The following is a 21,747-nucleotide window of genomic DNA, read 5'->3' as shown; positions in this document are numbered from 1 at the left end:
CGCAATAAATTCAAGTCTTTCGACTCGCTTCGGACTTTGTGCTTAACCGAAAGTTTAGCACTTCGAAATCGCCTACTTTTCATATACTAACCGTTAGAAAACATTAAAAATGACATTCAGTAAAAAAGAAATATCTAAAGCAGGTCTGTTAATTCTTTCATCAAAATCGATTGAAGCTAGAAATACTGCGCTTGAAAAAATTAACGAATGGAGAGCCAATCACCTTCACCCTTTAAATGTCATGAAAAATGCGCTTTTACGGATAACGGAAAAACAAAATATTGAACCAATTCTTGTTTCTCAACGATTAAAACGTCTAACATCAATTGAATATAAACTTGATTTGAATGAGAGCATGGGACTTGGTGGAATGCAAGACATAGGTGGATTTAGAGCTGTACTAAAAGACACCAAAGATTTAGCTAAACTCAAGAAAATTCTCGACAAAAACAAACTCAATCATAAATTAAAAAGAGTTGTAGACTATGTAGAAAGACCTAAAGAATCTGGTTATCGCAGTGTCCATTTCATTTACATATATAACTCAAAAATTGACAAATATCAAGGTCTATTATTGGAATTGCAAATTAGAACTAAACTTCAACACAATTGGGCAACAGCAGTTGAGACTGCTGGAATATTAACTAAAACCTCTTTAAAATCTAGTCAAGGACCAGATGAATGGCTAGACTTTTTTAAAATTGTTAGTTCTTTATTTGCAATAAAAGAAAAGCTTCCTGTTTTGAAGGAGCATTCGGAAAGAACTATGGAAAATTTAATGGTTGAATGCTATAACTTCACTAAAAAACTAAATATAATTCCAATTTTAAAAGCTTTACGTATTTCTGCAAGGCAAATTGAAATCGACAATTATATAGGAGATTATTACATCATAAACATTAATATTAAAGAAATGTTTGTGAATATTACGACATTTAAAAAAACTCAATTTGAAGAAGCAACTGACGAATATTTAGAATTAGAAAAAAGTATAGAAGAATCAGAAAATGCTGTTGTATTAGTTTCTTCTATATCAATGAAATCATTAAAAAAAGCATATCCTAGTTATTTTTTAGACACATCGGAATTCATTGCTGCTTTGGAAAAAATGAATCAGAACTGTAAAGATTGGAATTTAGTAAAATAGCGTATGGTAACAAAAGTACTATGGCAAAAAAATAACACGCATTAAATATTTCATTCCTTAAATTAGTTCCATAAAACACCCAACCATCCATACACTAAAACCTAACCACAAATTATGAAAAAAACTTTAATCGTATTCATAGTAGTTCTTACCTCAAACATCCTAAGCGCACAGTTTATAAAGGAAAAATCAATAAATGCCCTCATCGGTTTAGGCATTAGTGTCCCTTATAATAGTATGGATGATGTAGCTGATCGTGGTCTTTTATTACAAGGGGAACTCGTATTAAAAGTGACGTCTTGGTTTGAATTAAGACCTTATGCTGGTATGATCATAACAAATTCCAATGGTAAAGATTTAAATAACAATCCTACGAATGAAAAAGCAGAATCCAAAGCCTTTTTACTTGGCGGAAAAGCGAGACTTAGAGCACCAATTCCTTGGGTAGCACCCTATCTTGAACTAGGAATAGGAGCGTCTATCGGTAAATTTGAAACCTTCACATACTACGATTATAGTGATAAAGGCGGCATCATCTATCACATCCCTATTGCATTCGGACTAGAATTAGGAAAAAACAATAATGTCGATTTAGGATTTACCTATTACTCTCAACCTTCTGTTAAGCAGTTTGTTGGAGCTATGGCGGTAGGAATCACATTTCCGTTATAATAAAATGAGCTGTTAAACTGCCTTTCTAAATTAATCACTTAACTCATCAAGTCAAACTAGCGTTATACTAAAATGCTCCCTTTTTCATGCAAAAAACACACATCTCAAAATATAGGTTATAGCGTGGTTATAACATGCTTATATTATGGTTAAAGCAAGGTTAAAGCGAGTCATATCAAGGTCTTGAGCGGTTTTACCCCAAATCACTAATAATTCACACATTAACTCAACTCATAAACCTGTTGCACAACCACAGAAGTCTTACAATACCGTTCCTTGCAATGGAAAAATCTTCTTAACTTTACACTTGTAAATTATTGAAATAGCCATTATGAAAAACACCCTCCTTATTTTCACATTAATCCTGACTAGCAACCTAATGATCGCACAAAAAACAATGACCCCAGAATTATTATGGCAAGTAGAACGCCTTAGTGTTATGGGTTTAGATAGCGAAGGAACCACCCTATTTTTTACTGTAAAAACACCAAACATTGAAGACAATAGTTACGATTCCAAGTACTTTAAAATGCCTGTAGACGGTGGCACGATCGTCGAAATCAAAAAGGAAGATGTTAAAGCTACAGACAAAAATGTATCGACAGATGGCAACCATGAATTGTTTAATACTGAGGTTCAAATTGAAGCGATTAAAGGCACAGACGTTTATAAGAATTTAGACAAATCTGATGTGTATATATTTTCAGATTTAGACATTCGCCATTGGGATACTTGGAGCGATGGTAGTTTTAATCACCTATTTTATAAAAAAGTAGGATCAGAAGATGCCACAGGCATTGACATTATGCCTAACGAACCTTACCACACACCTCAAAAACCGTTTGGTGGTGATGAAGATTATATCTGGTCGCCAGACAGTAAAGCCATTTACTACGTCAGCAAAAAACTTAAAGGTAAAGCCTACGCTACGAGTACCAATACGGATATTTACAAATACAATCTAGATTCTAAAACCACGGAGAACATTACAGAGGACAACAAAGGGTATGATACCAATCCGGCGTTCTCATCAACTGGAGCGCTAGCTTGGTTACAAATGAAAACCGATGGTTACGAAAGTGATAAAAATGATATCATTGTCTTAAACAACAACATAAAACAGAATTTAACCCAACAATGGGATGGCACCGTAAGAAGTTTTACATGGAGTAACGACGGAAATCATGTGTATTTTACAGCACCTGTAGATGGGACTATTCAACTTTTTAAAGTGAATTATCCGGGTAAAAAACGTATCGCTCCGGTAGTAGAACAACTTTCTAAAGGTCAGTTTGATGTGACGAGTATTATCGCTCAAAAAGACAATACTTTATTGGTGACAAGAACAGACATGAACCATGCGGCTGATATTTTTAGTTTCAATCTAAAAAAGAAAAGCTTTACCCAACTAACCAATATCAACAAGGATTTATACAATAGTGTCGATTTACCAAAAGTTGAGAAACGCTACGTCACTACAACAGACGGGAAACAAATGTTGGTTTGGGTGATTCTACCTCCTAATTTTGATGCTACAAAAAAATACCCAACCTTATTATATGCGCAAGGTGGTCCACAATCTCCATTATCTCAGTTTTATTCGTACCGTTGGAATTTCCAACTCATGGCGTCGCAAGGCTATATCGTTGTGGCTCCTAACCGTCGTGGTATGCCAGGACATGGAGTAAAATGGAATGCCGACATCAGTAAAGATTGGGGAGGCCAAGTCATAGACGATTACCTTTCTGCTATTGATGCTATCGCAAAAGAACCGTATGTAGATAACGACCGATTGGGTGCTATTGGTGCTAGTTTTGGTGGGTATTCTGTGTTTTATTTAGCAGGGATTCATAACAATCGCTTTAAAACATTCATTTCTCACGATGGTGTTTTTGATACCAGAAGTATGTATGGTACAACAGAAGAGTTATTTTTTGTGAACCATGATTTTGGAGGCGACTATTGGGATACAACCAATGAAGCTGCACAAAAGGCTTATAATGAATTTAATCCTGTAAACAAGGTGGCAGAATGGAATACTCCGATGTTAATTATTCAAGGTGGAAAAGATTATCGTGTGCCAATTGAGCAAGGATTAGCTGCTTACCAAACGGCACAACTGCTAGGTTTAAAAAGTAAGTTATTATATTTCCCTGAAGAAAACCATTGGGTATTAAACCCTCAAAATGCACTAGTTTGGCAACACGAATTTTTTAAGTGGTTGAAGGAAACCTTATAATATGTCATACCTTTTAAGCATAAATTGAATTTATTATAACTAACCAACGTCCATAATGAGAAATATATTAGCAACCATAATTGGTTTTATTGCAGCATCTGTAACGGTTTATATCTTTGAATCTCTAATTGGTCAAAGTCTATTCCCTCTGCCCGAAGGAGCCAATGCGATGGATCTAGAATGGCTTAGCAGTAACATGGATAAAATACCAATGGGTGCAAAGATATTTGTAGTCATTGCCCACTTTTTAGGTATTGTTACAGGTATGTTTGTGGCTGCTTTAATTTCTAAAAAAAGTAGGATACCAAGTTATATTGTTGGAGCGCTAATGCTTGCTGCTACATTTTTTAATATTGTTATGCTACCTAAAGAACTTTGGTTTACACTTTCGGATGGGCTATTTGCTATTATTGGTTTCTTTATTGGCCATTTCTTAGCAACTTCTCAAACTAATAAGTCTGATGTATCTTAAAACGTAAACCCAATCCGAATACCACCCCATTTTGCGGAGGCACCAGATTCGAATTCTCTGGTGATGGCAGATCTGGTATATTCGAAATAAAGCGTTTTAGTTTTTAACACAAGTCCGAAGTTAAATTGTGCGGTCAATCGTTCAATTTCATTTGATGCAATAGTATACGGACTATCTGTATTAATTAAACCTCCTTGTAAAGTGGCATCATAACCAATAACACTAACCATTGGCTGGGCATAAGCGTAAATTTGAAAATTCTTTTTGTGTTGGGTAGTCGAAAACACCGAGTTAAACAGGCCTAATCTCGTATTAAAACCCACAGATGCATTGGTAAACAATGTTCCTAACTGCACTGTGGTTTGTGCTTGTAACGTGATTAGATTGTTATAATTATAAAGCTGTTTTTCATAGTCGATTCTATAATTTACAACCACATCATTTTTTATCTGATTGTCCCAACCTCCAGGAATTTTATTTCCTGTGGCTTCATGAATTCCAACTTGCATTTCTTTACCAAACGCTCCTGGACCAATTAATCCCAAACTCAATCCTTGTGAGATTCTCCTTTTGCGAATGGTATCTGTGGCTATCGCAAAACTCTTCAACATTATCGCAGATGAAAAAGGGCGATCTCCAAATTGAATCGCTTTACTCACATAATCATTTGGAGTAAATCCGATATGTTCTATAGCTAATCCGTATTTTGTGGTGACATCTTTAGGTTTCAGAAATACATAATTCACAGGATTTTTTTCTAATTTAGGGGATACCAGTTCAAAACTGTAACCTTGTGTGTAGTTTTCGTCTGTGGCAGCGAAGTAATCATTATCATAATGAAACCTGAAATAACGCTCATTTTCCATGGCTCTATAGGAACTCGTATGATCTATTTTTTGAGCCCATAGGCCCAATGGTAGTAAAACAAGGATGGTGATTAAGTGTCTTCTCATAAAATACTTACGAGAATACACGGTGTATGGTTTTACCTTTAATTTTCGATTTAGAAAATAATAAATATGGCAGATAAAATAAGTTTAAAAGACGCGATTTCTATTGGTATTGGTGGTATGGTTGGTGGTGGTATTTTTGCCGTTCTCGGATTGGCCGTATCCATAGCCCAAGGCGGAACACCTGTAGCCTTTTTATTTGCTGGACTTTTGGCTTTAATTACATCCTATAGTTATGTCAAACTATCGCAACACTATCCGGACCGAGGAGGCACTGTAAAATTTATAAATCAAGGTTTTGGCGTGTCTATTTTTAGTGGAGCCATTAATAACTTACTCTGGATTAGCTATATTATTATGCTCTCGCTCTACGCTTCTGCTTTTGGATCGTATGCACCTAATTTATTAGAGTTGACCTCAAACAAAACAGTCGATTTTCATATTTATGCAAGCGCCATTATCATCCTTGCCACTGCCATAAATTATTATAGCATTGCTGTCGTAGGAAAGATAGAGTCTTATGCTGTGATCATAAAACTGATTATACTTTTTGGCTTTATAGGTGTTGGTGCTTATGGTCTCATCGGAAATCCTAACCTATCACAATTGGCTATTTCGCATTGGGAATCTCCAGTACAATTATTTGCAGCAGGCATGGTGATTTTTGTGGCTTACGAAGGGTTTGAACTTATTGCGAATGCAGCTCCAGATATTATCAACCCTAAAAAGAACATCCCAAGGGCATATTATGGTTCTGTCATTTTCGTTATTGTGTTATACATTATCATTGCCATAGTCACCGTTGGCTCATTGCCTTTTGATACCATTGCCACGGCAGAAGATTACGTGTTGGCAGAAGCAGCAAAACCGATGTTAGGACAAATAGGCTTTACCATTATTACGATTGCAGCATTAATCTCTACATTTTCTGCTATCAATGCATCGTTGTATGGAGGTAGTCGTGTTAATTTTGAAATTGCAGAAGATGATGAATTACCACATCACTTTACGTCTAAACTTTGGAATCAACCTATTGGTTTACTAGTCACAGCTATTGCAACTTTAGTTTTAGTGAATATTTTAGATTTAGAAAGCATATCTACAGCAGGAAGCGTTGGGTTCATCATCATTTTTGGCATCGTTAATTTTGTGGGTTTTAAAACCTCTAAAGACACGAGTAGTAATAAAATAATTCCGATCGTTGGTTGTACACTTTGCGTATTAGCTTTGGTTATATTAATTAATCAACAGTACAAATCGAACCTTACAGGTGTGCTCGTTTCTGTGGCAATTATTGCTTTATGTTTTATTGCGGAATGGATTTATAAAACTTCTGAAAAGCGAAGAAAAAGCTAAGACAGCTTTAAAAGTAAATTAGGATCAGGACAGTTGTCTTTATAGAAGGCTAAATTGAGTTGATTACTCACGCCTGGATAATCTCCGCTAAAATCCTGAATATCTTTTATAATCTGAAAGTGTAAATGAGGAGGATAATCGCCATTAACCTCCGCCGTTCCCAGTGTTGCGATTTGGTCTCCTTGAGTTACTTCTACTCCAACTTCTAAATCTTGAATTGATGCCAAACTTAAATGCCCATATAGGGTATAAAATTCAAGGCCTTCAATATGATGTTTTAAAATAATGGTTGGCCCATAATCTCCATGATTGGTATTGTTTTTAAAACTATGAATCGTTCCATTTAAAGGAGCGTAAATTGGAGTATGAGCCCCTATCCATAAGTCCATACCTAAGTGAATATTGCGTTCTTCCTCAGGATTTTGTTGATTAAAATAGGTGCTGCGTTGGTAGATGCCACGTTTTTCTATGTAACCTCCATAAGCGATTTTGGCACCATTGGTTTTGATATGCTTCCAAATAAAATGTTCTAAATCATCTGAAGAAGCCACGTTAACAGCTTTTAATTCCGGATTATGAATTGATAAATCGAGTGTAATAAAATCGTTAGAAGTACGATCAGCATCCAACAACGAATGTGGTTGGAGTGAATTTAAAAAGGCTTCGAAAGTGAGAAATGACATAAAAACAAAATTTCCATAAAAATAGAAAATCTATCTCATGGAAAACTAAATGTGAATTGAATAATAAATTTTAAATCGAAGATTCGTCGCAGTCAATAAACAATTAGATGTCAACGACACGCAAACTGACATTATAATTACGCTTTAATTAATAATCACATTACTAAACTTAGCATTGACCATAATATTTCGGTTAGAATTCTGTCCATCAGGATAATTACGAAGTGTTTTTTGCGTCGTTGCTTTATTATTATACTTAGAACGGTTGCCTTTAAAATAAAGGGTATAATCTATATCCTTTGGTAAATTAATAAGCGCATCACTATTTTCTAAAACCAAATTGAGATTTTTAAAAGTCGCACTTAAATTAGAAATCGTTAAATCACCAAAACTTCCATCAATAATAGCCGTGTCTATTAAATTGCCAACTGTTACATTAGACGATTTAGAATTCAGCACTAAATTTTGAGCCGTTTTAATCTGAGCTTTATCTACAAAATTGAGATTTAAAGTTCCTAAATTCCAAGTATTCACCATTACTGGAGAATAGGATACATTGATGGAAGTTTCGCTTCCATCAATGTATTCTGCTACTAAAAATGAATGTGAAATATCACCTTTCATATTATGTATTGCAGATGTTATTTTTAATTCACCATGCCTAATATTAGTCTTTAGTTTTGCTTTCTTAGGGATTTTAATTTTAATCACCTTTTTTACTTTACTATTATTTCCTGATTCTAATCGCTTCACCAAAATAGACGCTCTTTTATCCGCCAAATACTCATGTCGTTTGGCAAGTGCTTCCTGGCGTTTTTCCATTGACTCACCTCTCTTCTCCAAGGCTTCAGAGCGCTCCTCCATTTGTTTCCCTAAATTTTCTCCCCAAGCTGCCATTTTTTCTTCCCATTCTTTCCCGAATTTCTCTCCAAATTCTTCTCCCCATTTTTCCATATCCTTACCGTACTTTTCGCCAAATTTCTCACCCCATTTCTCAATATCTTTGGCCCATTTCCCTTCAAAACGTTCACCGTACTGTTCTCCCCATTTTTGCATTTTTTCTTGGTATCCTGACTCCCCAAATTTCCGTGCCCAGTCTTCCATTTTTTTCTGAAATTCCTTACCACCCTTCTTTTCGTACTTTTTACTCCATTCTGCTAAGTAATTTTCTCCATCTTTTTGATATTTATCATAATCAAATTCTATAGTCATAATGCCTTTTGGTAAGGTCGGTAACTTTGGCATCACTGGCATTTCTGGCATCTCTGGCACCATTGGTATTTCTACCATTTCTGGTAACATTGGCATCATTGGCATTTCTGGCATTTCTGGTAATTCGATTAATCGGTACTCTAATTCTTTTAAGGCATTAGAATATTCTGAATGCGGAAATAAACTAGAACTACTTCCTCCTGTTGAAGATATAAGCACCCTATTACTAGAGCCTTCTACTTTTAAATTCCAGTTTTCTAAAGCTTCTTTTAATTCGGCATCAGATAATTTATCACCTTCAATATAAGCCTCAACCTCCACCACATCTTTGTTCCATGTATCTATTTCTATTTCAACATAACTGGTGTTTAAATCGACAACGACCTCTTTGTTCACTTTGATAGATTGTGATGTTTTAGTCATCTTTTTTTGTGCATAACCAAACGTGGTTAAAAGGCACATTACTAAAATTCTAATGGTGTTCATAAGTCTTGATTTTTTTTGACATACCCAGTTAAACTGAGTAAAATCTGTTCGTTTTTTGATTTAATTTGATTGATTGATTGATTTTATACTACTTTGACTGCGCTTAGCGTGACAGCATTTTAAACACGTTCTTCAGAAAAGGCATCGTCATTAAACTCTTGTAGTTTATCTTTTAGTCGCATCACTAAATTGAGTCTAAATTTTAAATTATTAATTAATGCATCTAATGTAGATTCATTGGGACCATTGGCATTTAGCTCTATAGTTAAGGCTTTGTATTCATCGTTTAGCTCTTTCAGTCGTTCCACATAACCATCAAATAATTCCTTATTCTCTGGGGTGAGTTGCACTTTAGACAATTCTAAATTAATGCTGGCTAAGTAATAATCTTCCACCTTTTTTAAGTCTGGAGACACATCACCTAAGGATTTTAGTTCGGTCTCAACAACTTTAATTGGTTCAACTATTTTTGTAGGAACCTGAAAATACTGATATCCTCCATAACTTAAGCCCAACAGCAACACAACGCTTGCCGCAATATTTAAAATGCCAAATCTGTTAGTTGATTTTTGCTGCTTTGGAAACTCATTTTCTAATTTCTTAAGAAAACGGGCTTCATGATCTTCAGACATTTTTGTCTGCTGATCTTTTGAGTCTTCTTCAAATAAATTTCTAAGATCTTGTGCCATCTTTTTCTAATTTTAATGCGTCCTTTAATTTTTGTTTTCCTCGCGATAATTGCGTTCTAGAGGCGATTTCAGAAATACTTAAAATTTCAGATATTTCTTTATGATCGTAACCTTCTATTAAATACAAGAGCACTACAAACCTGTATTTTTCAGGCAAAGCCTCAATCGCTAATTTTACGTCATCAACTGTAATACCGTCTTCAACGGTCCAATCCTTCTCATTATCATCATCAATGACACTTAAGTGATGTTCTTCTAATGCAATCAAACGTTGGTGTTTCGATTTTAAAACATCAATACATCTATTGATAACAATGCGTTTTAACCAGGCTCCAAAACTGACTTCAGCTTTAAAATGTTCTAATTTTGAAAACGCATTTATAAACGCCTCTTGTACAACATCTTCCGCCTCCATTCTATCTTTAACAAATCGAAGTGCTACGATTAACATGCCGTTACAGTATTGATTGTACAATTGCATCTGCGCTTGCCTATCGTTCTGTTTGCATTTTTCAACAATATGAATTTGAAACGTACTGATTTTGGTTTTGGTTTTGATTGGTTACACCTTAAAGACGACACAAAAATTGAAGTGTTGCAAGAATCTTCAAAATATTTTCGATTTTATAAGATTTCCATAAAATTCAACGTTTGACATCCATAAAGTTAGGGATTTGAATTATCTTTAAATCTTGAATGCATAAGTTTGCATTATAATTTAACCCAAATTATTTAAGATTAACAACTATGTTAAAACGCCTCCTGATTATCTTATCCATTTTAGCATTAGGCTTGCTATTATATTCTGCATTTGTTGAAAACATTTTTTCACCGCGATTGAGTCCGAAAGATTCAGCAGAAATTACGCTTAACGATTTAAATATAAAGGTTCAATACAACAGACCTTCTAAACGCGATCGTGATGTTTTTGGAGCATTAGTGCCATTTGATAAAGTTTGGAGAACAGGAGCAAATGAAGCGACTACTTTTGAAACTAACCAATCACTTATTATTGATGGTTTAGAATTAAAGAAAGGAAAATATACGATTTGGACCGTACCAATGAAAGACAAATGGAAAGTAATGTTTAACTCTAAACAGTATGATTGGGGAGTTGATGAAAAAATGGAACCGATGTGGGATCCTAATTACGATGCGCTTGAATTTCAAGTGCCAACACAACAATTAGACGTTACTGTAGAGCGTTTTACCATTGCTTTTGATAATAAAACAGGCCATCTCAATTTAACTATGGCTTGGGATAATACGCTAATTGAAGTTCCTATTGAACTTAAGAAAGCAAGAACAGAGAAATAAACGGACTTTAGGTGGCAAATAAAAACAAGACATACAAATCTGCTTTGCATGAACAAGATGGTGTTCAATCACCAGATAGTTTAAGTCCTAATGTTGCCAAAATCATAAAAGCGAATCGGAAAAAAACCATTTCAGTCGATGATTTAGTTTCTGGTATTCTTTCAGGAAATATAACGGCTTTAAGTAGAGCAATTACCTTAATTGAAAGTACCAATCCTTCACATTCTAAAAAGGCAAACGCGATCATAACCAAATGCTTGCCTTATTCTAATACATCTATTAGAATAGGAATTACAGGTGTTCCTGGTGTTGGAAAAAGCACCTTTATCGAAGCTTTTGGAATTCACCTCACGACTTTACAAAAAAAAGTAGCGGTTTTAGCCGTAGACCCTAGTAGTAGTCTAAGTCAGGGTAGTATTTTGGGAGATAAAACTCGTATGGAGGATTTGGTTAAGAATGAAAATGCGTTTATACGCCCTTCTCCTTCCGGAAATTCTTTAGGAGGAGTGGCTAGAAAAACACGTGAAACTATTATTCTATGTGAAGCAGCAGGTTTTGATACCATTATTATTGAAACTGTTGGAGTCGGACAAAGTGAAACCGCTGTACATAGTATGGTTGATTTCTTTTTACTATTAAAGTTAGCTGGTGCCGGAGATGAACTACAAGGTATAAAACGCGGTATTATAGAAATGGCCGATGCTATTGTGATTAATAAAGCTGATGGTGAAAATTTAAAAGCCGCTAAATTAGCTAAGGTAGAATTTAATAGAGCGTTGCATTTATATCCTGCTAAGTCCTCTGAATGGTCGCCAAAAGTATCGTTATGTAGCGCACTTAAACGCGAAGGCATAGCTGAAGTTTGGAACATGATTGAAGATTATACCAAAACCACGTCAGAGAATCAGTATTTTAAAACCAACAGAAACAATCAGAATAAATTTTGGTTATTGCAAACCATTGAAGACCGTTTGAAGTCTGATTTTTATAACGCTTCTAAAATTAAAATAGAATTGCCTTTACAAATCAAACTGGTTGAAGTTGGAAAAACAACTCCATTTGCTGCTGCTGAGTATTTGCTTTCTCTTTAATTGGCGCATCAAAACAACTACTCAAAATAATGAAACAGACTGAAATTAGTATTGGTTTAGCGATACTCCTATTAATGGTATTGCGATTATGCTTTACGTATCCTTATGCCGCTCTACTTATTACGCTATTGACGCTACTATTATCAATGCTTTACTTTGTTTTTAGCTTCGGGCTTTTAAATCAAATTAGATTTAGAAATTTATTTAAAAAGGAATCTTATAAAGACATTAGCATATTACGCGTAATTGGTACTATGGGAACTGGACTTGTTTTATCAATACTTTCAATAAGTATTCTATTCAAATTTCAAAGATGGCCTTATGGTAATATCATTTTACTGATAGGATTAGCCAGCGTATTACCTATAGTTACTGTTGTCATTTTTAAATTTTTTACACATAAAAATAGATTTTACAAAACACTTTTAATTCGCCTTACTATAATTTCTGCCGTTGGTATCTTGTTTTTCTTCATAAAATCGGAAACACTTTTAGCGCTAAAATTTAGAGATTTCCCAGAGTATGTTGAAGCGGTAAAAAACGAAATGAAAGACCCTGAGAATTTAGAATTACAGAAAATAACAAATGATATAAGACTAAAAATGGAATCTACAGAGTAATACCATTTACTTTAAATCATAAGATTTGCGCTGTAACACAAAAAAACGATATTTTTGTGCCGACAAAGCAATATAACGCATGACGTATCAATTCACTATTATAGTTCCCGTTTATAATGAAGAGGAAAATTTAGAACGTGTAGAATCGGAACTTTTAAAATATCTTAAAATCGCTACGGTTACAACGTCTATACTCTTTGTAAATGATGGCTCTAGCGATAATAGTCAAGTTTTAATTGAAGCGATTTGCGAACGTAACGACGCTTTTGAATACATCTTATTTAAAGAGAATAGAGGATTAAGTGCTGCGATAAAAGCAGGCTTTGATCATGTGGATTCTGAACTGGTTGGTTATATCGATTCTGATTTACAAACCGCTCCTGAAGATTTTAATATCCTTTTAGAACATATAAATTCTTATGAATTGGTTACAGGTGTACGCTCTAACCGAAAAGATTCATTTGTTAAGAATATGTCGTCTAAAATTGCCAACGGAATACGTCGTGCTTTTACACACGACGGCATGGACGATACTGGCTGCCCTCTTAAAGTTATAAGATCCGATTATGCAAAACGGATTCCTATGTTTAGAGGGTTACATCGTTTTTTACCAGCAATGATTATGCTACAACACGGACGTGTCACACAGATTACGGTGCAACATTTTCCTAGAATGGCTGGTACAGCAAAATTTGGAGTTTGGAATCGATTACTCGGGCCTTTAATGGATTGTTTTGCATATCTGTGGATGAAGAAAAAGTATATCAATTACGAGGTAGCAAAATCAAGCAATCAAAAGCTCTAATTTGAAAGACTGGATAATTTACAGTATTGGATTTTTAGCCCAGATTCTATTTTCTTCTCGGCTTATTATACAATGGATAACTTCTGAAAAACAACGTAAAGTTATCACTCCAAAAACCTTTTGGACGCTGAGTTTAATTGCTTCATTTTTACTATTTATTTATGGTTATTTACGTTTAGACTTTGCTATTATGTTAGGTCAGAGTTTAACGTATTTCATATACATTCGGAATTTACAACTACAAGGTCAGTGGCAAAAATTCCCGAAGATTGTACAATATCTACTTTTCATTGTTCCCATTTTAATTGTTGTATTCTATTATAATAACAATCAAATAGATGTAGAATTACTCTTTCAAAATGCCGATATTCCAACATGGTTATTGGTTTTAGGAATTGTAGCACAAGTCATATTCACACTGCGTTTTGTGTATCAGTGGATTCATTCTGAACGCAACAAAGAATCAACTTTACCTATGGGCTTTTGGGTTTTGAGCTTAATTGGAGCAGGTTTAATATTAACTTATGCTATTATAAGAAAAGATCCTGTACTGTTTGTCGGTCATTTATTTGGTTTAGTGATCTACGCTCGTAACGCTTATTTAATTAGACATACGAATGATTAAACTCATTGAAAAATATCCGATACTCAGTCTTTTACTTTTTGTAATTGTAATGCTCGGTTTTACTATAGATGCCATTCCGGTGACCATTATGGAAGCTCGAAATTTTATTTCTGCCAGAGAAATGCTCACTGATAATAATTGGATTTTAACCACAATGAATGGTGAAGCCCGTTATCAAAAACCACCATTACCCACTTGGATTACAGCTGTTTTTGGTTATATATTTGGTATAACATCTGTTTTGGCTTTACGCTGGCCAGCACTACTATTTGTGGCAAGTATTGGGATTTCAACTTACCTTATATCAAAAAAATTAGAGCTAACTAAATCCCATAGTTTAATCAATGGTTTTATAGCATTGACCTCTTTTTATACCCTAGGTATTACGATTGAGGCACCTTGGGATATTTACACCCATGGTTTTATGTTGATGGCCTTGTATCAATTATTTATTCTGTTCCAAAATCAAAAAACTACAATTCTAAGAAGTTTACTCTTTGTCTTGTTTTTAGCGGGTTCGGTGTTATCTAAAGGGCCCGTTTCCCTTTACGTCCTTTTCTTACCTTTTATTATTGCGTATGGTGTTGCTTTTAAATATAAAGGAGGAACGCTTCATTTTTTAAAATTAGTTAGCCTTTTAGTCTTTGGAATTGTTTTAGGTGGTTGGTGGTACTTGCATGTTAGAGTTGCAGACCCTGAAACCTTTTCTGCCATTGCACAACGCGAAACTTCAAATTGGCACAGTTACAATGTAAGACCGTTTTATTATTACTGGAGCTTCTTTATTCAGAGTGGTTTGTGGACAGTTCCTGCATTTATTAGTTTGCTGTATCCTTATTTAAAAACAAGAGTCAGTAATCTCAAAGCGTATCGCTTCACGTTCTTTTGGACGATTTTTGCCGTTATTTTATTATCTATTATTCCTGAAAAGAAATCGCGTTATTTAATGCCAGTATTAATTCCATTAGCCTTAAATATTGGATTTTATATGGAGTATTTAATTCGTGAATTCAAGAATTTAAAGGATAAAAAAGAAACGTTTCCTGTATATTTTCAATTTGGTTTAATAGGCATTATAGCACTACTTTTTTGGATAGCTGGTTTCTTTTTAGGACCGTTTTTAACAGGAATTGTTCTAGCAAGATTTATCGTTTCAGCTATCGTTTTAGCCATTATTGGCTTCTTCATTTTTAAGCAGTTAAAAGCTAAAAACATTAAGGCAACGTTCTACTTAGTCATAGCGTTTATGCTCAGCGTAGGTGTTTTGGTTTTACCTTTAGCACAAGTGCAATCACAAGCAGATTACAAACCACTTTCTGAATTAGCATCAGATAAGATACCGCTTTACACTTTAGATGGTGTTTCACCCGAAGCTCTTTATAATTATGGTGAAAAAATTCCGAGTATTAAAACCGAAGAGGGTATAGAACTTCCGAAAGAAAAAGAGTTTAGATTATTAACGTCAACAACAAATCCTGAAAAGATTGACGAATTAGCGAAGCTTTACACCATTGAATTTATGGCTACTTATGATTTGAACTTTTCTGATAGAGATCATAAATCACGATTAATAAATCAACTTTACAAGCTTACTTTGAAATAAATCTATCTATAAGATATAAATTTAACTTGTAAAAGCCAAAGCCAGCAATAGCACCAAAGCTTAATCCACAGATTAGATCTAAAGGATAATGAACCCCAACATAAATACGGCTATAGGCTACAATTAGGCTCCAAATAATTAGCACATAAATAAGGTTCTTAAAATATGGCCGTAATAGCAAGCCAGCAAAAATTGCGGTTGACATGGAGTTAGACGCATGACCTGAGAAAAAACCGTATTTTCCACAACGCGGTGCGATATAACGCGCTACATCCATAACTCCTTGTGCTCTACAAGGTCTCGGTCGTTGGATCGTATCCTTAAAAAGATTGGTCATTTGATCTGTAAACGCAATCATACCTGCAATTACAAACACCATTAACAACAAGGCTTTTAAGCCAAATTTCTTGTAAATTGTAAACAACAATACAGCGTACAATGGTATTGATGTGAATTTATTGGTAATTACCAACCATAAATTATCCCATGTATCCGATCCTAAATTATTGAGGTATAAAAAAAGTTCTTTGTCGTACTGTATAAGTTGTTCTAGCATTAATCGTCGTATCTCGCAATTTCTCTATCGTAAAAGTCTGTAGCTTGCTGAATATAGTTTTCAGTTTCAGTTTCTAGTTCCTTTTCATCGTGCTGATCAAATTCTTCAAACCACTCTACTTCATCATCTTCAAGATTAATAATAAAACGAGGAAATTCAGTATGTATAATAAATATGGCATTAGGATAATCTGTATTGTCTCCTAATATGAATTTTGGTAATTCCATTTTTTTTGAATTTTGTGTTTGAAAGTCTTCAGTTTTTCAACTTAAGTTGCAAATATATAGATTTTGAATGAGCTACTCGAGTAATATTGAAATATCAAAATACTCTTTAATATCATTCCTTAATTTAATGATTTAACGATAAGTTTTTTGGTCAGTATATTGAATCTAATAAACAATAGAATAGCCGCTACAGTTAAACCTGCAATGAGTCCAATCCAAATTCCAAGACTTCCATAAGCTTCTGCTTTCCCTAAATAATAACTAATAGGAAAACCAACAACCCAATACGATATAAACGTAATTATAGTCGGTATTTTTACATCTTGCAACCCGCGTAACGCACCAAGGGCAATCACTTGAAGGCTATCACTTATCTGAAAAACAGCTGCTGCTAATAATAATGTTGCCGCTATTTTTACAACTTCTGCTGTATCTACTGCATTTTCAGGATCATCTAAATCCACATACAAATCAGGAAGTAATTGATGGAAGGCTACAAAGAGTAAAGCAAAAATTACCGCGAAAATAAATCCAACAAAAAATATAGATTCAGCAATACGTTTTAAAGCTGTAAAATCTTTTAATCCTTTTTGATTTCCAACCCTAACCATTGCCGCAACGCTCAATCCTGTGGCTACCATAAACGTCATAGATGATAGATTTAAGGCGATTTGATTAGCCGCTTGTGCATTGGCTCCTAAAGTTCCACTTAACCAAATGGCTGCTGTAAAAATTCCGACTTCAAAAAACATTTGCATTGCACTTGGCAGTCCTAAATTGCTTAATTTTCTCATAGGTTCTTTACTTAATTCAAAGAACTTTATGTTAGTTACGTAGGCTTTTGATTTTTCGCGTTTAGCTAGTAACCACCACAAATAAGCGACCATAACAAAACGAGAAACTAAAGTCCCAACGGCTGCACCAACAATTCCCATTTCAGGAAAACCAAATTTTCCAAAAATCAACACATAGTTAATGGCGACGTTGAGTAAGTTAGCTACAATTGTAGCATACATTGGGTATTTGGTTAGCGATAAACCATCACTAAATTGCTTAAATGCCTGAAAAATTATCAGTGGTACTAATGAAAATGCTACCAAATCTAAATACGGAATCGCTAAATCGACCACTTCTTCTGGTTGATCCATAATGTACATTAAAGGCTTAGCAAATAATAAGATGCCAAATAAAACCAATCCTAAAACGGTGCAAAGAAAAAGTCCATGCTTAAACATAGATTTTCCTTTTTCGAAATTTTTCTCAGTATCAGCTTCTGCCACTAAAGGTGTAATCGCTGTAGAAAAACCAATTCCTATAGACATGGCAATAAAAATAAAGCTGTTCCCTAAAGAGACTGCCGCTAATTCTGTAGCCCCTAATTGGCCAACCATGATATTATCTACAAAACTCACAAAAGTATGACCAAGCATACCCAACATCACAGGAGATGCGAGTTTAAGATTATATCTAAATTCTTTAGTGTAGTTGCTTAAAACCATGGCGCAAAAGTACTACTTCCATTTAGTTTTAAGAATGAATTATTTAGTAAATAATAGGTGTCTTTGAAATTTTAATAGGACGCTATTAACGTCTAAAATTAAAGGCTATTAATCAATTCTTTTCGCTTGCGTTAAAAAAGATAAACCTTGTTGACCAGATGTAGATGTCATTACTCCTTCAAAAATAGGTTCAGGCGAATTTTTAGGTGTTTGCCAATCAAAAATAAAATTACCACCTGTACCACCTGCTATATCAACCTCATTAATAACAATATCTAAAGTTTCCATTGGAGTTAAGTAAACCGGGTTCTCAAAATACGTTTTTAATAAGGTACCATGTGTATCAAAATAATCTACTTTAGATAAGTACATCGTGTCTTTAGCACTTGTATTTCTAATACTTATCATTGCCGTAAGATTATACATTTTGTGCTGAGAATAGCTATAAATTTGAGAATAAACGGATAGATATGATTTTCCCGATTTTAAAGAATCAGTAGGCTGAATATTTGCTTGTCTCGTACTCCAATCAATTTTTTCGTACCCATCACCATTCGACGTTTCATTACAAGAATAAAACCCATAAAGCACTATAAATAAAACTATTACTCTTTTCATGATATGATAATTTGAGTCATTAAAAACTAATTAGTTGGCATTATTTTAGTCACTTAATAATAACGATAAATTTTAGAACTACAAATAAAAATTAAACATTATTATCTACTGCGGTAACGTGAAATACTAATTTTAACCTATTAAGGTTTTATCTAGTATTTCGTTCACTTCGTTTAAGCTATCTTCATTATCTAATAGAACGACTAAAGTATCATTAGCTTCAATAACTGTAGAACCTCCTGGACGCACAAATTTATTATTTCGCTTAATCATTACAATAAATGCCGACGTAGGAAAATGTAAATCTATAATTCGTTTATCTACGGCAAAACTATGGGGCGGTATTAAGATTTCTTCCATTGCTGATTTAGGCAAATTAAGAATGTAACGATCGTTCTCTGCAATAGGTTTTACTTCTTCTGGCAACGCCACATTTAACCATTTTGCAAATAGCGATAAGGTTGTCCCCTGAATTAAAACAGAAGTTACCGAAATAAAGAAAACAATATTAAATATCATATTGGCTTTATCAATACCTGCCAAAAGCGGATACGTCGCAAATACTATTGGAACGGCACCACGTAAACCAACCCACGAAATATAAAAGCGTCTTCTCATTTTCATTTTAAAAAACATGAGACTTATTAACACCGCTGCTGGTCGTGCAACAAGAATAAGGAATACGGAGATTAACAACCCTATGCCCATGTAAGGGATAATTTGAGACGGAAATACGAGTAAACCTAAAGTAAGGAATAAGACAATTTGCATTAACCATGCTATCCCGTCAAACATTTTTAGAATTGTAGATTTATGTATTAAATCTTGGTTTCCTAAATACACGGCACATATATAAATAGCTAAGAATCCATTCCCCCCAACAAAATCAGTTGCCGAAAATGTAATAAACATCAGTGCAATTACTAAAACAGGGTAAAGTCCTTCGAAACCTAACTTAATTCTATTAATAATAATCCTACTCAATTTACCAAAGGCAAAACCTGCAATACCACCTAAGATCATCTGTTGAAAAAACATAAAAATCATCGTGGGAATACTCTGGTCTTGATTTATTACTAAACTTAAACACGCCAACGTTAACACGTAAGCCATGGGATCATTACTTCCACTTTCGAGCTCTAATGTTGGTCTTAAGTTCGTTTTTAATGCTAAATTTTTTGAACGTAAAATAGAAAATACGGCAGCTGCATCTGTAGAAGACACAATAGAACCTAATAGTAAACTTTCATAAATCGTAAAATCTGTGACAAACCAAACGAATATACCAAGGGTTGCTGCAGTAAGAAAAACGCCCAGTGTAGATAAAATAAGCCCTTCTTTAAGAATGGGTTTTATGGCTTTGAAATTGGTGTCTAGACCACCAGAAAACAATATAAAGTTAAGAGAAACGATACCAATGAACTGTGCTAATTTAGGATCATCAAAACGAATACCACCAATACCGTCTGAACCGGCTAACATTCCTATAGCTAAAAAGAGTATTAATGTTGGTACTCCAAATTTATAAGATGTTTTTCCTACTATAATACTTATAAAAAGTAATAGTGAACCTATTAAGAGGATGTTTTCGGTGGTTAAATTCATACGCTACTAGCTAAAATTAGCAAGCACAAATTTAGGTTTTTTCTTAAAAAGAAATAAGTAATTAGGTGTTTTAAAACGTCGTAATTCAATAAATTATCATCTTACAAAAAATAAAGTTAGATTTAATTTTTATGATAAAACAAAACCACCTTAATTACCATATTTATAGTTACTTAACTATAATTTAATTATCAGCACACATAAAAGCTAACTATAATGTAATCAAGGATTTCTTAGCGTCCTCAAATTCACTGATCATGTCTTCAACAATTTTAGCAACTGGTTTCACATCATGAATCAATCCTGCGATTTGACCAATCTCTAGTTCACCATCTTCTAGATCTCCTTCAAACATACCACGTTTGGCTCTAGCTCTTCCCAATAATTCTTTAAGTTGTTCTGATGTTGGACTTGTTTTATAGAGTTCTTGTAAATCGTTGTAGAATTTATTCTTCACTAATCTTACAGGAGCTAATTCTTTTAAAGTTAATTGTGTATCTCCCTCTTTGGCATCAACGACCACTTGTTTAAACGCTTGGTGTGCCGAGGATTCTTCACTCGCTACAAATCGGCTTCCTACCTGTACTCCATCCGCACCCAAAATCATACAGGCTAACATGGCTTTTCCTGTGGCAATACCACCTGCTGCAATTAAAGGAATTTCAAGTTGTTCTTTTACCATTGGTATCAAGGTTAACGTTGTGGTTTCATCTCTTCCATTATGGCCACCGGCTTCAAAACCTTCGGCAACAATAGCATCGACTCCGGCTTCTTGTGCTTTTAAAGCAAACTTTACACTACTGACCACATGCACCACTGTAATCCCTTTATCTTGTAACCATTTGGTCCAAGTCTTCGGATTTCCGGCAGACGTAAAAACAATTTTCACACCTTCTTCTACAATGATATCCATGATCTCTTGAACATTTGGATACAACATGGGTACGTTAACACCAAAAGGCTTGTCGGTTGCCGCTTTACATTTTTGAATGTGTTCTCGAAAAACATCTGGATACATTGAGCCTGCTCCAATTAACCCTAAGATTCCCGAGTTACTTGATGCAGAAGCTAATTTCCAGCCGCTATTCCAAATCATTCCTGCTTGGATAATTGGATATTTTATATTGAAAAGTGATGTGATTCTATTTGCCATAGTTTGAAATTATATCTGTTGTAAAAACGTATAAATTTCGGCAATTCAAGTGAATTTCACGATTGAAAATGAGGATAATTTTTATTGTACTAAGGGAATTATAGTTCATGCTGCTCTCTATA

General features: G+C 34.3%; 22 protein-coding genes. 11 read left to right on the top strand and 11 right to left on the bottom strand.

What is annotated here, in order from left to right; all coding sequences use genetic code 11:
* The first annotated feature begins 109 nt into the window (after positions 1-109).
* The 4 genes from DFQ09_RS10475 (at position 110) to DFQ09_RS10460 (ending at position 4,530) form a co-directional block, all read left to right on the top strand.
* Positions 110-1,147 (top strand): RelA/SpoT domain-containing protein, encoded by a 1,038-nt coding sequence (locus tag DFQ09_RS10475; protein WP_115810075.1) that lies wholly within the window; start codon positions 110-112, stop codon positions 1,145-1,147.
* A 114-nt stretch (positions 1,148-1,261) separates the two neighbouring features.
* Positions 1,262-1,819 carry a hypothetical protein gene (locus DFQ09_RS10470; protein WP_115810073.1) on the top strand — a complete coding sequence of 186 codons (558 nt, stop codon included), beginning with the start codon at positions 1,262-1,264 and terminating at the stop codon, positions 1,817-1,819.
* Between the two features lie 331 nt (positions 1,820-2,150).
* The gene (locus DFQ09_RS10465; protein ID WP_115810072.1) at positions 2,151-4,058 is read left to right on the top strand and encodes a S9 family peptidase; all 1,908 of its coding nucleotides are present in this window, start codon (positions 2,151-2,153) and stop codon (positions 4,056-4,058) included.
* A 55-nt stretch (positions 4,059-4,113) separates the two neighbouring features.
* Entirely contained in the window at positions 4,114-4,530 is a 417-nt protein-coding gene (locus DFQ09_RS10460; protein ID WP_115810070.1) for a hypothetical protein, read from the top strand.
* Here the strand turns inward: DFQ09_RS10460 and DFQ09_RS10455 are convergent.
* Complete coding sequence (locus DFQ09_RS10455) at positions 4,527-5,483, bottom strand: lipid A deacylase LpxR family protein (RefSeq protein ID WP_115810068.1); 957 nt, start codon at positions 5,481-5,483, stop codon at positions 4,527-4,529. The genes DFQ09_RS10460 and DFQ09_RS10455 overlap by 4 nt on opposite strands.
* A 66-nt stretch (positions 5,484-5,549) precedes the next feature.
* On the opposite strand from DFQ09_RS10455, the gene DFQ09_RS10450 reads away from it, so the two are divergent.
* Complete coding sequence (locus DFQ09_RS10450; protein ID WP_115810066.1) at positions 5,550-6,836, top strand: APC family permease; 1,287 nt, start codon at positions 5,550-5,552, stop codon at positions 6,834-6,836.
* Here the strand turns inward: DFQ09_RS10450 and DFQ09_RS10445 are convergent.
* The 4 genes from DFQ09_RS10445 to DFQ09_RS10430 form a co-directional block, all read right to left on the bottom strand.
* Positions 6,833-7,519, bottom strand: a complete 687-nt coding sequence (locus DFQ09_RS10445) for a peptidoglycan DD-metalloendopeptidase family protein (RefSeq protein ID WP_115810065.1) — start codon at positions 7,517-7,519, stop codon at positions 6,833-6,835. The genes DFQ09_RS10450 and DFQ09_RS10445 overlap by 4 nt on opposite strands.
* Positions 7,520-7,663: 144 nt before the next feature.
* On the bottom strand, positions 7,664-9,217 hold the full coding sequence (locus DFQ09_RS10440) for a hypothetical protein (RefSeq protein WP_115810064.1): 1,554 nt from the start codon (positions 9,215-9,217) through the stop codon (positions 7,664-7,666).
* Positions 9,218-9,336: 119 nt separating this feature from the next.
* Positions 9,337-9,906 (bottom strand): hypothetical protein, encoded by a 570-nt coding sequence (locus DFQ09_RS10435; RefSeq protein ID WP_115810062.1) that lies wholly within the window; start codon positions 9,904-9,906, stop codon positions 9,337-9,339.
* Positions 9,890-10,357, bottom strand: coding sequence for an RNA polymerase sigma factor (locus DFQ09_RS10430; protein WP_394347266.1), 468 nt, complete (start codon positions 10,355-10,357; stop codon positions 9,890-9,892). The genes DFQ09_RS10435 and DFQ09_RS10430 overlap by 17 nt, the downstream gene beginning before the upstream one ends.
* A 296-nt stretch (positions 10,358-10,653) precedes the next feature.
* On the opposite strand from DFQ09_RS10430, the gene DFQ09_RS10425 reads away from it, so the two are divergent.
* The 6 genes from DFQ09_RS10425 to DFQ09_RS10400 all read left to right on the top strand — a co-directional run bounded on the left by DFQ09_RS10425 (position 10,654) and on the right by DFQ09_RS10400 (position 15,967).
* Entirely contained in the window at positions 10,654-11,223 is a 570-nt protein-coding gene (locus DFQ09_RS10425; protein WP_115810058.1) for a DUF2911 domain-containing protein, read from the top strand.
* Between the two features lie 11 nt (positions 11,224-11,234).
* Positions 11,235-12,314, top strand: a complete 1,080-nt coding sequence (meaB, locus tag DFQ09_RS10420) for a methylmalonyl Co-A mutase-associated GTPase MeaB (protein WP_115810056.1) — start codon at positions 11,235-11,237, stop codon at positions 12,312-12,314.
* A gap of 29 nt (positions 12,315-12,343) precedes the next feature.
* Positions 12,344-12,934, top strand: a complete 591-nt coding sequence (locus DFQ09_RS10415; RefSeq protein ID WP_115810054.1) for a hypothetical protein — start codon at positions 12,344-12,346, stop codon at positions 12,932-12,934.
* A gap of 79 nt (positions 12,935-13,013) precedes the next feature.
* Positions 13,014-13,739, top strand: coding sequence for a glycosyltransferase family 2 protein (locus tag DFQ09_RS10410; RefSeq protein WP_115810052.1), 726 nt, complete (start codon positions 13,014-13,016; stop codon positions 13,737-13,739).
* A 1-nt stretch (position 13,740) separates the two neighbouring features.
* A complete protein-coding gene (locus tag DFQ09_RS10405; RefSeq protein ID WP_020896766.1) occupies positions 13,741-14,364 on the top strand; it encodes a lipid-A-disaccharide synthase N-terminal domain-containing protein in 624 nt (207 codons plus the stop codon).
* Positions 14,357-15,967: an ArnT family glycosyltransferase gene (locus tag DFQ09_RS10400; protein ID WP_115810050.1), complete on the top strand. Its 1,611-nt coding sequence runs from the start codon at positions 14,357-14,359 to the stop codon at positions 15,965-15,967. Before DFQ09_RS10405 ends, DFQ09_RS10400 begins: the two co-directional genes overlap by 8 nt.
* Here the strand turns inward: DFQ09_RS10400 and DFQ09_RS10395 are convergent.
* From DFQ09_RS10395 to DFQ09_RS10370, 6 genes are all read right to left on the bottom strand, one after another.
* On the bottom strand, positions 15,954-16,523 hold the full coding sequence (locus tag DFQ09_RS10395) for a phosphatase PAP2 family protein (protein ID WP_115810048.1): 570 nt from the start codon (positions 16,521-16,523) through the stop codon (positions 15,954-15,956). The genes DFQ09_RS10400 and DFQ09_RS10395 overlap by 14 nt on opposite strands.
* Positions 16,523-16,750 (bottom strand): hypothetical protein, encoded by a 228-nt coding sequence (locus tag DFQ09_RS10390; protein ID WP_020896762.1) that lies wholly within the window; start codon positions 16,748-16,750, stop codon positions 16,523-16,525. The genes DFQ09_RS10395 and DFQ09_RS10390 overlap by 1 nt, the downstream gene beginning before the upstream one ends.
* A 119-nt stretch (positions 16,751-16,869) precedes the next feature.
* Complete coding sequence (locus DFQ09_RS10385) at positions 16,870-18,249, bottom strand: MATE family efflux transporter (RefSeq protein WP_115810046.1); 1,380 nt, start codon at positions 18,247-18,249, stop codon at positions 16,870-16,872.
* 108 nt (positions 18,250-18,357) lie between these two features.
* Positions 18,358-18,867, bottom strand: a complete 510-nt coding sequence (locus DFQ09_RS10380; protein WP_115810044.1) for a DUF3124 domain-containing protein — start codon at positions 18,865-18,867, stop codon at positions 18,358-18,360.
* 132 nt (positions 18,868-18,999) lie between these two features.
* A complete protein-coding gene (locus DFQ09_RS10375; protein ID WP_115810042.1) occupies positions 19,000-20,472 on the bottom strand; it encodes a potassium/proton antiporter in 1,473 nt (490 codons plus the stop codon).
* Between the two features lie 211 nt (positions 20,473-20,683).
* Positions 20,684-21,625, bottom strand: coding sequence for an NAD(P)H-dependent flavin oxidoreductase (locus DFQ09_RS10370; protein WP_115810040.1), 942 nt, complete (start codon positions 21,623-21,625; stop codon positions 20,684-20,686).
* Positions 21,626-21,747: the final 122 nt, after the last annotated feature.

Source organism: Winogradskyella pacifica (assembly GCF_003386275.1).
GTDB classification, from domain to species: domain Bacteria; phylum Bacteroidota; class Bacteroidia; order Flavobacteriales; family Flavobacteriaceae; genus Winogradskyella; species Winogradskyella pacifica.
This window is presented reverse-complemented; position numbering and strand designations above follow the sequence as displayed.

Excerpts from the sequence above, each read along its gene's own strand:
- DFQ09_RS10400 (WP_115810050.1), top strand. The coding sequence starts at position 14,357 with ATGATTAAACTCATTGAAAAATATCCGATACTCAGTCTTTTACTTTTT.
- DFQ09_RS10475 (WP_115810075.1), top strand. The coding sequence starts at position 110 with ATGACATTCAGTAAAAAAGAAATATCTAAAGCAGGTCTGTTAATTCTT.
- DFQ09_RS10415 (WP_115810054.1), top strand. The coding sequence starts at position 12,344 with ATGAAACAGACTGAAATTAGTATTGGTTTAGCGATACTCCTATTAATG.
- DFQ09_RS10410 (WP_115810052.1), top strand. The coding sequence starts at position 13,014 with ATGACGTATCAATTCACTATTATAGTTCCCGTTTATAATGAAGAGGAA.
- DFQ09_RS10450 (WP_115810066.1), top strand. The coding sequence starts at position 5,550 with ATGGCAGATAAAATAAGTTTAAAAGACGCGATTTCTATTGGTATTGGT.
- DFQ09_RS10465 (WP_115810072.1), top strand. The coding sequence starts at position 2,151 with ATGAAAAACACCCTCCTTATTTTCACATTAATCCTGACTAGCAACCTA.
- DFQ09_RS10460 (WP_115810070.1), top strand. The coding sequence starts at position 4,114 with ATGAGAAATATATTAGCAACCATAATTGGTTTTATTGCAGCATCTGTA.
- DFQ09_RS10375 (WP_115810042.1), bottom strand. The coding sequence starts at position 20,472 with ATGAATTTAACCACCGAAAACATCCTCTTAATAGGTTCACTATTACTT.
- DFQ09_RS10370 (WP_115810040.1), bottom strand. The coding sequence starts at position 21,625 with ATGGCAAATAGAATCACATCACTTTTCAATATAAAATATCCAATTATC.
- DFQ09_RS10390 (WP_020896762.1), bottom strand. The coding sequence starts at position 16,750 with ATGGAATTACCAAAATTCATATTAGGAGACAATACAGATTATCCTAAT.
- DFQ09_RS10430 (WP_394347266.1), bottom strand. The coding sequence starts at position 10,357 with ATGTTAATCGTAGCACTTCGATTTGTTAAAGATAGAATGGAGGCGGAA.
- DFQ09_RS10470 (WP_115810073.1), top strand. The coding sequence starts at position 1,262 with ATGAAAAAAACTTTAATCGTATTCATAGTAGTTCTTACCTCAAACATC.
- DFQ09_RS10435 (WP_115810062.1), bottom strand. The coding sequence starts at position 9,906 with ATGGCACAAGATCTTAGAAATTTATTTGAAGAAGACTCAAAAGATCAG.
- DFQ09_RS10385 (WP_115810046.1), bottom strand. The coding sequence starts at position 18,249 with ATGGTTTTAAGCAACTACACTAAAGAATTTAGATATAATCTTAAACTC.
- DFQ09_RS10445 (WP_115810065.1), bottom strand. The coding sequence starts at position 7,519 with ATGTCATTTCTCACTTTCGAAGCCTTTTTAAATTCACTCCAACCACAT.
- DFQ09_RS10455 (WP_115810068.1), bottom strand. The coding sequence starts at position 5,483 with ATGAGAAGACACTTAATCACCATCCTTGTTTTACTACCATTGGGCCTA.
- DFQ09_RS10425 (WP_115810058.1), top strand. The coding sequence starts at position 10,654 with ATGTTAAAACGCCTCCTGATTATCTTATCCATTTTAGCATTAGGCTTG.
- DFQ09_RS10380 (WP_115810044.1), bottom strand. The coding sequence starts at position 18,867 with ATGAAAAGAGTAATAGTTTTATTTATAGTGCTTTATGGGTTTTATTCT.
- DFQ09_RS10395 (WP_115810048.1), bottom strand. The coding sequence starts at position 16,523 with ATGCTAGAACAACTTATACAGTACGACAAAGAACTTTTTTTATACCTC.
- DFQ09_RS10440 (WP_115810064.1), bottom strand. The coding sequence starts at position 9,217 with ATGAACACCATTAGAATTTTAGTAATGTGCCTTTTAACCACGTTTGGT.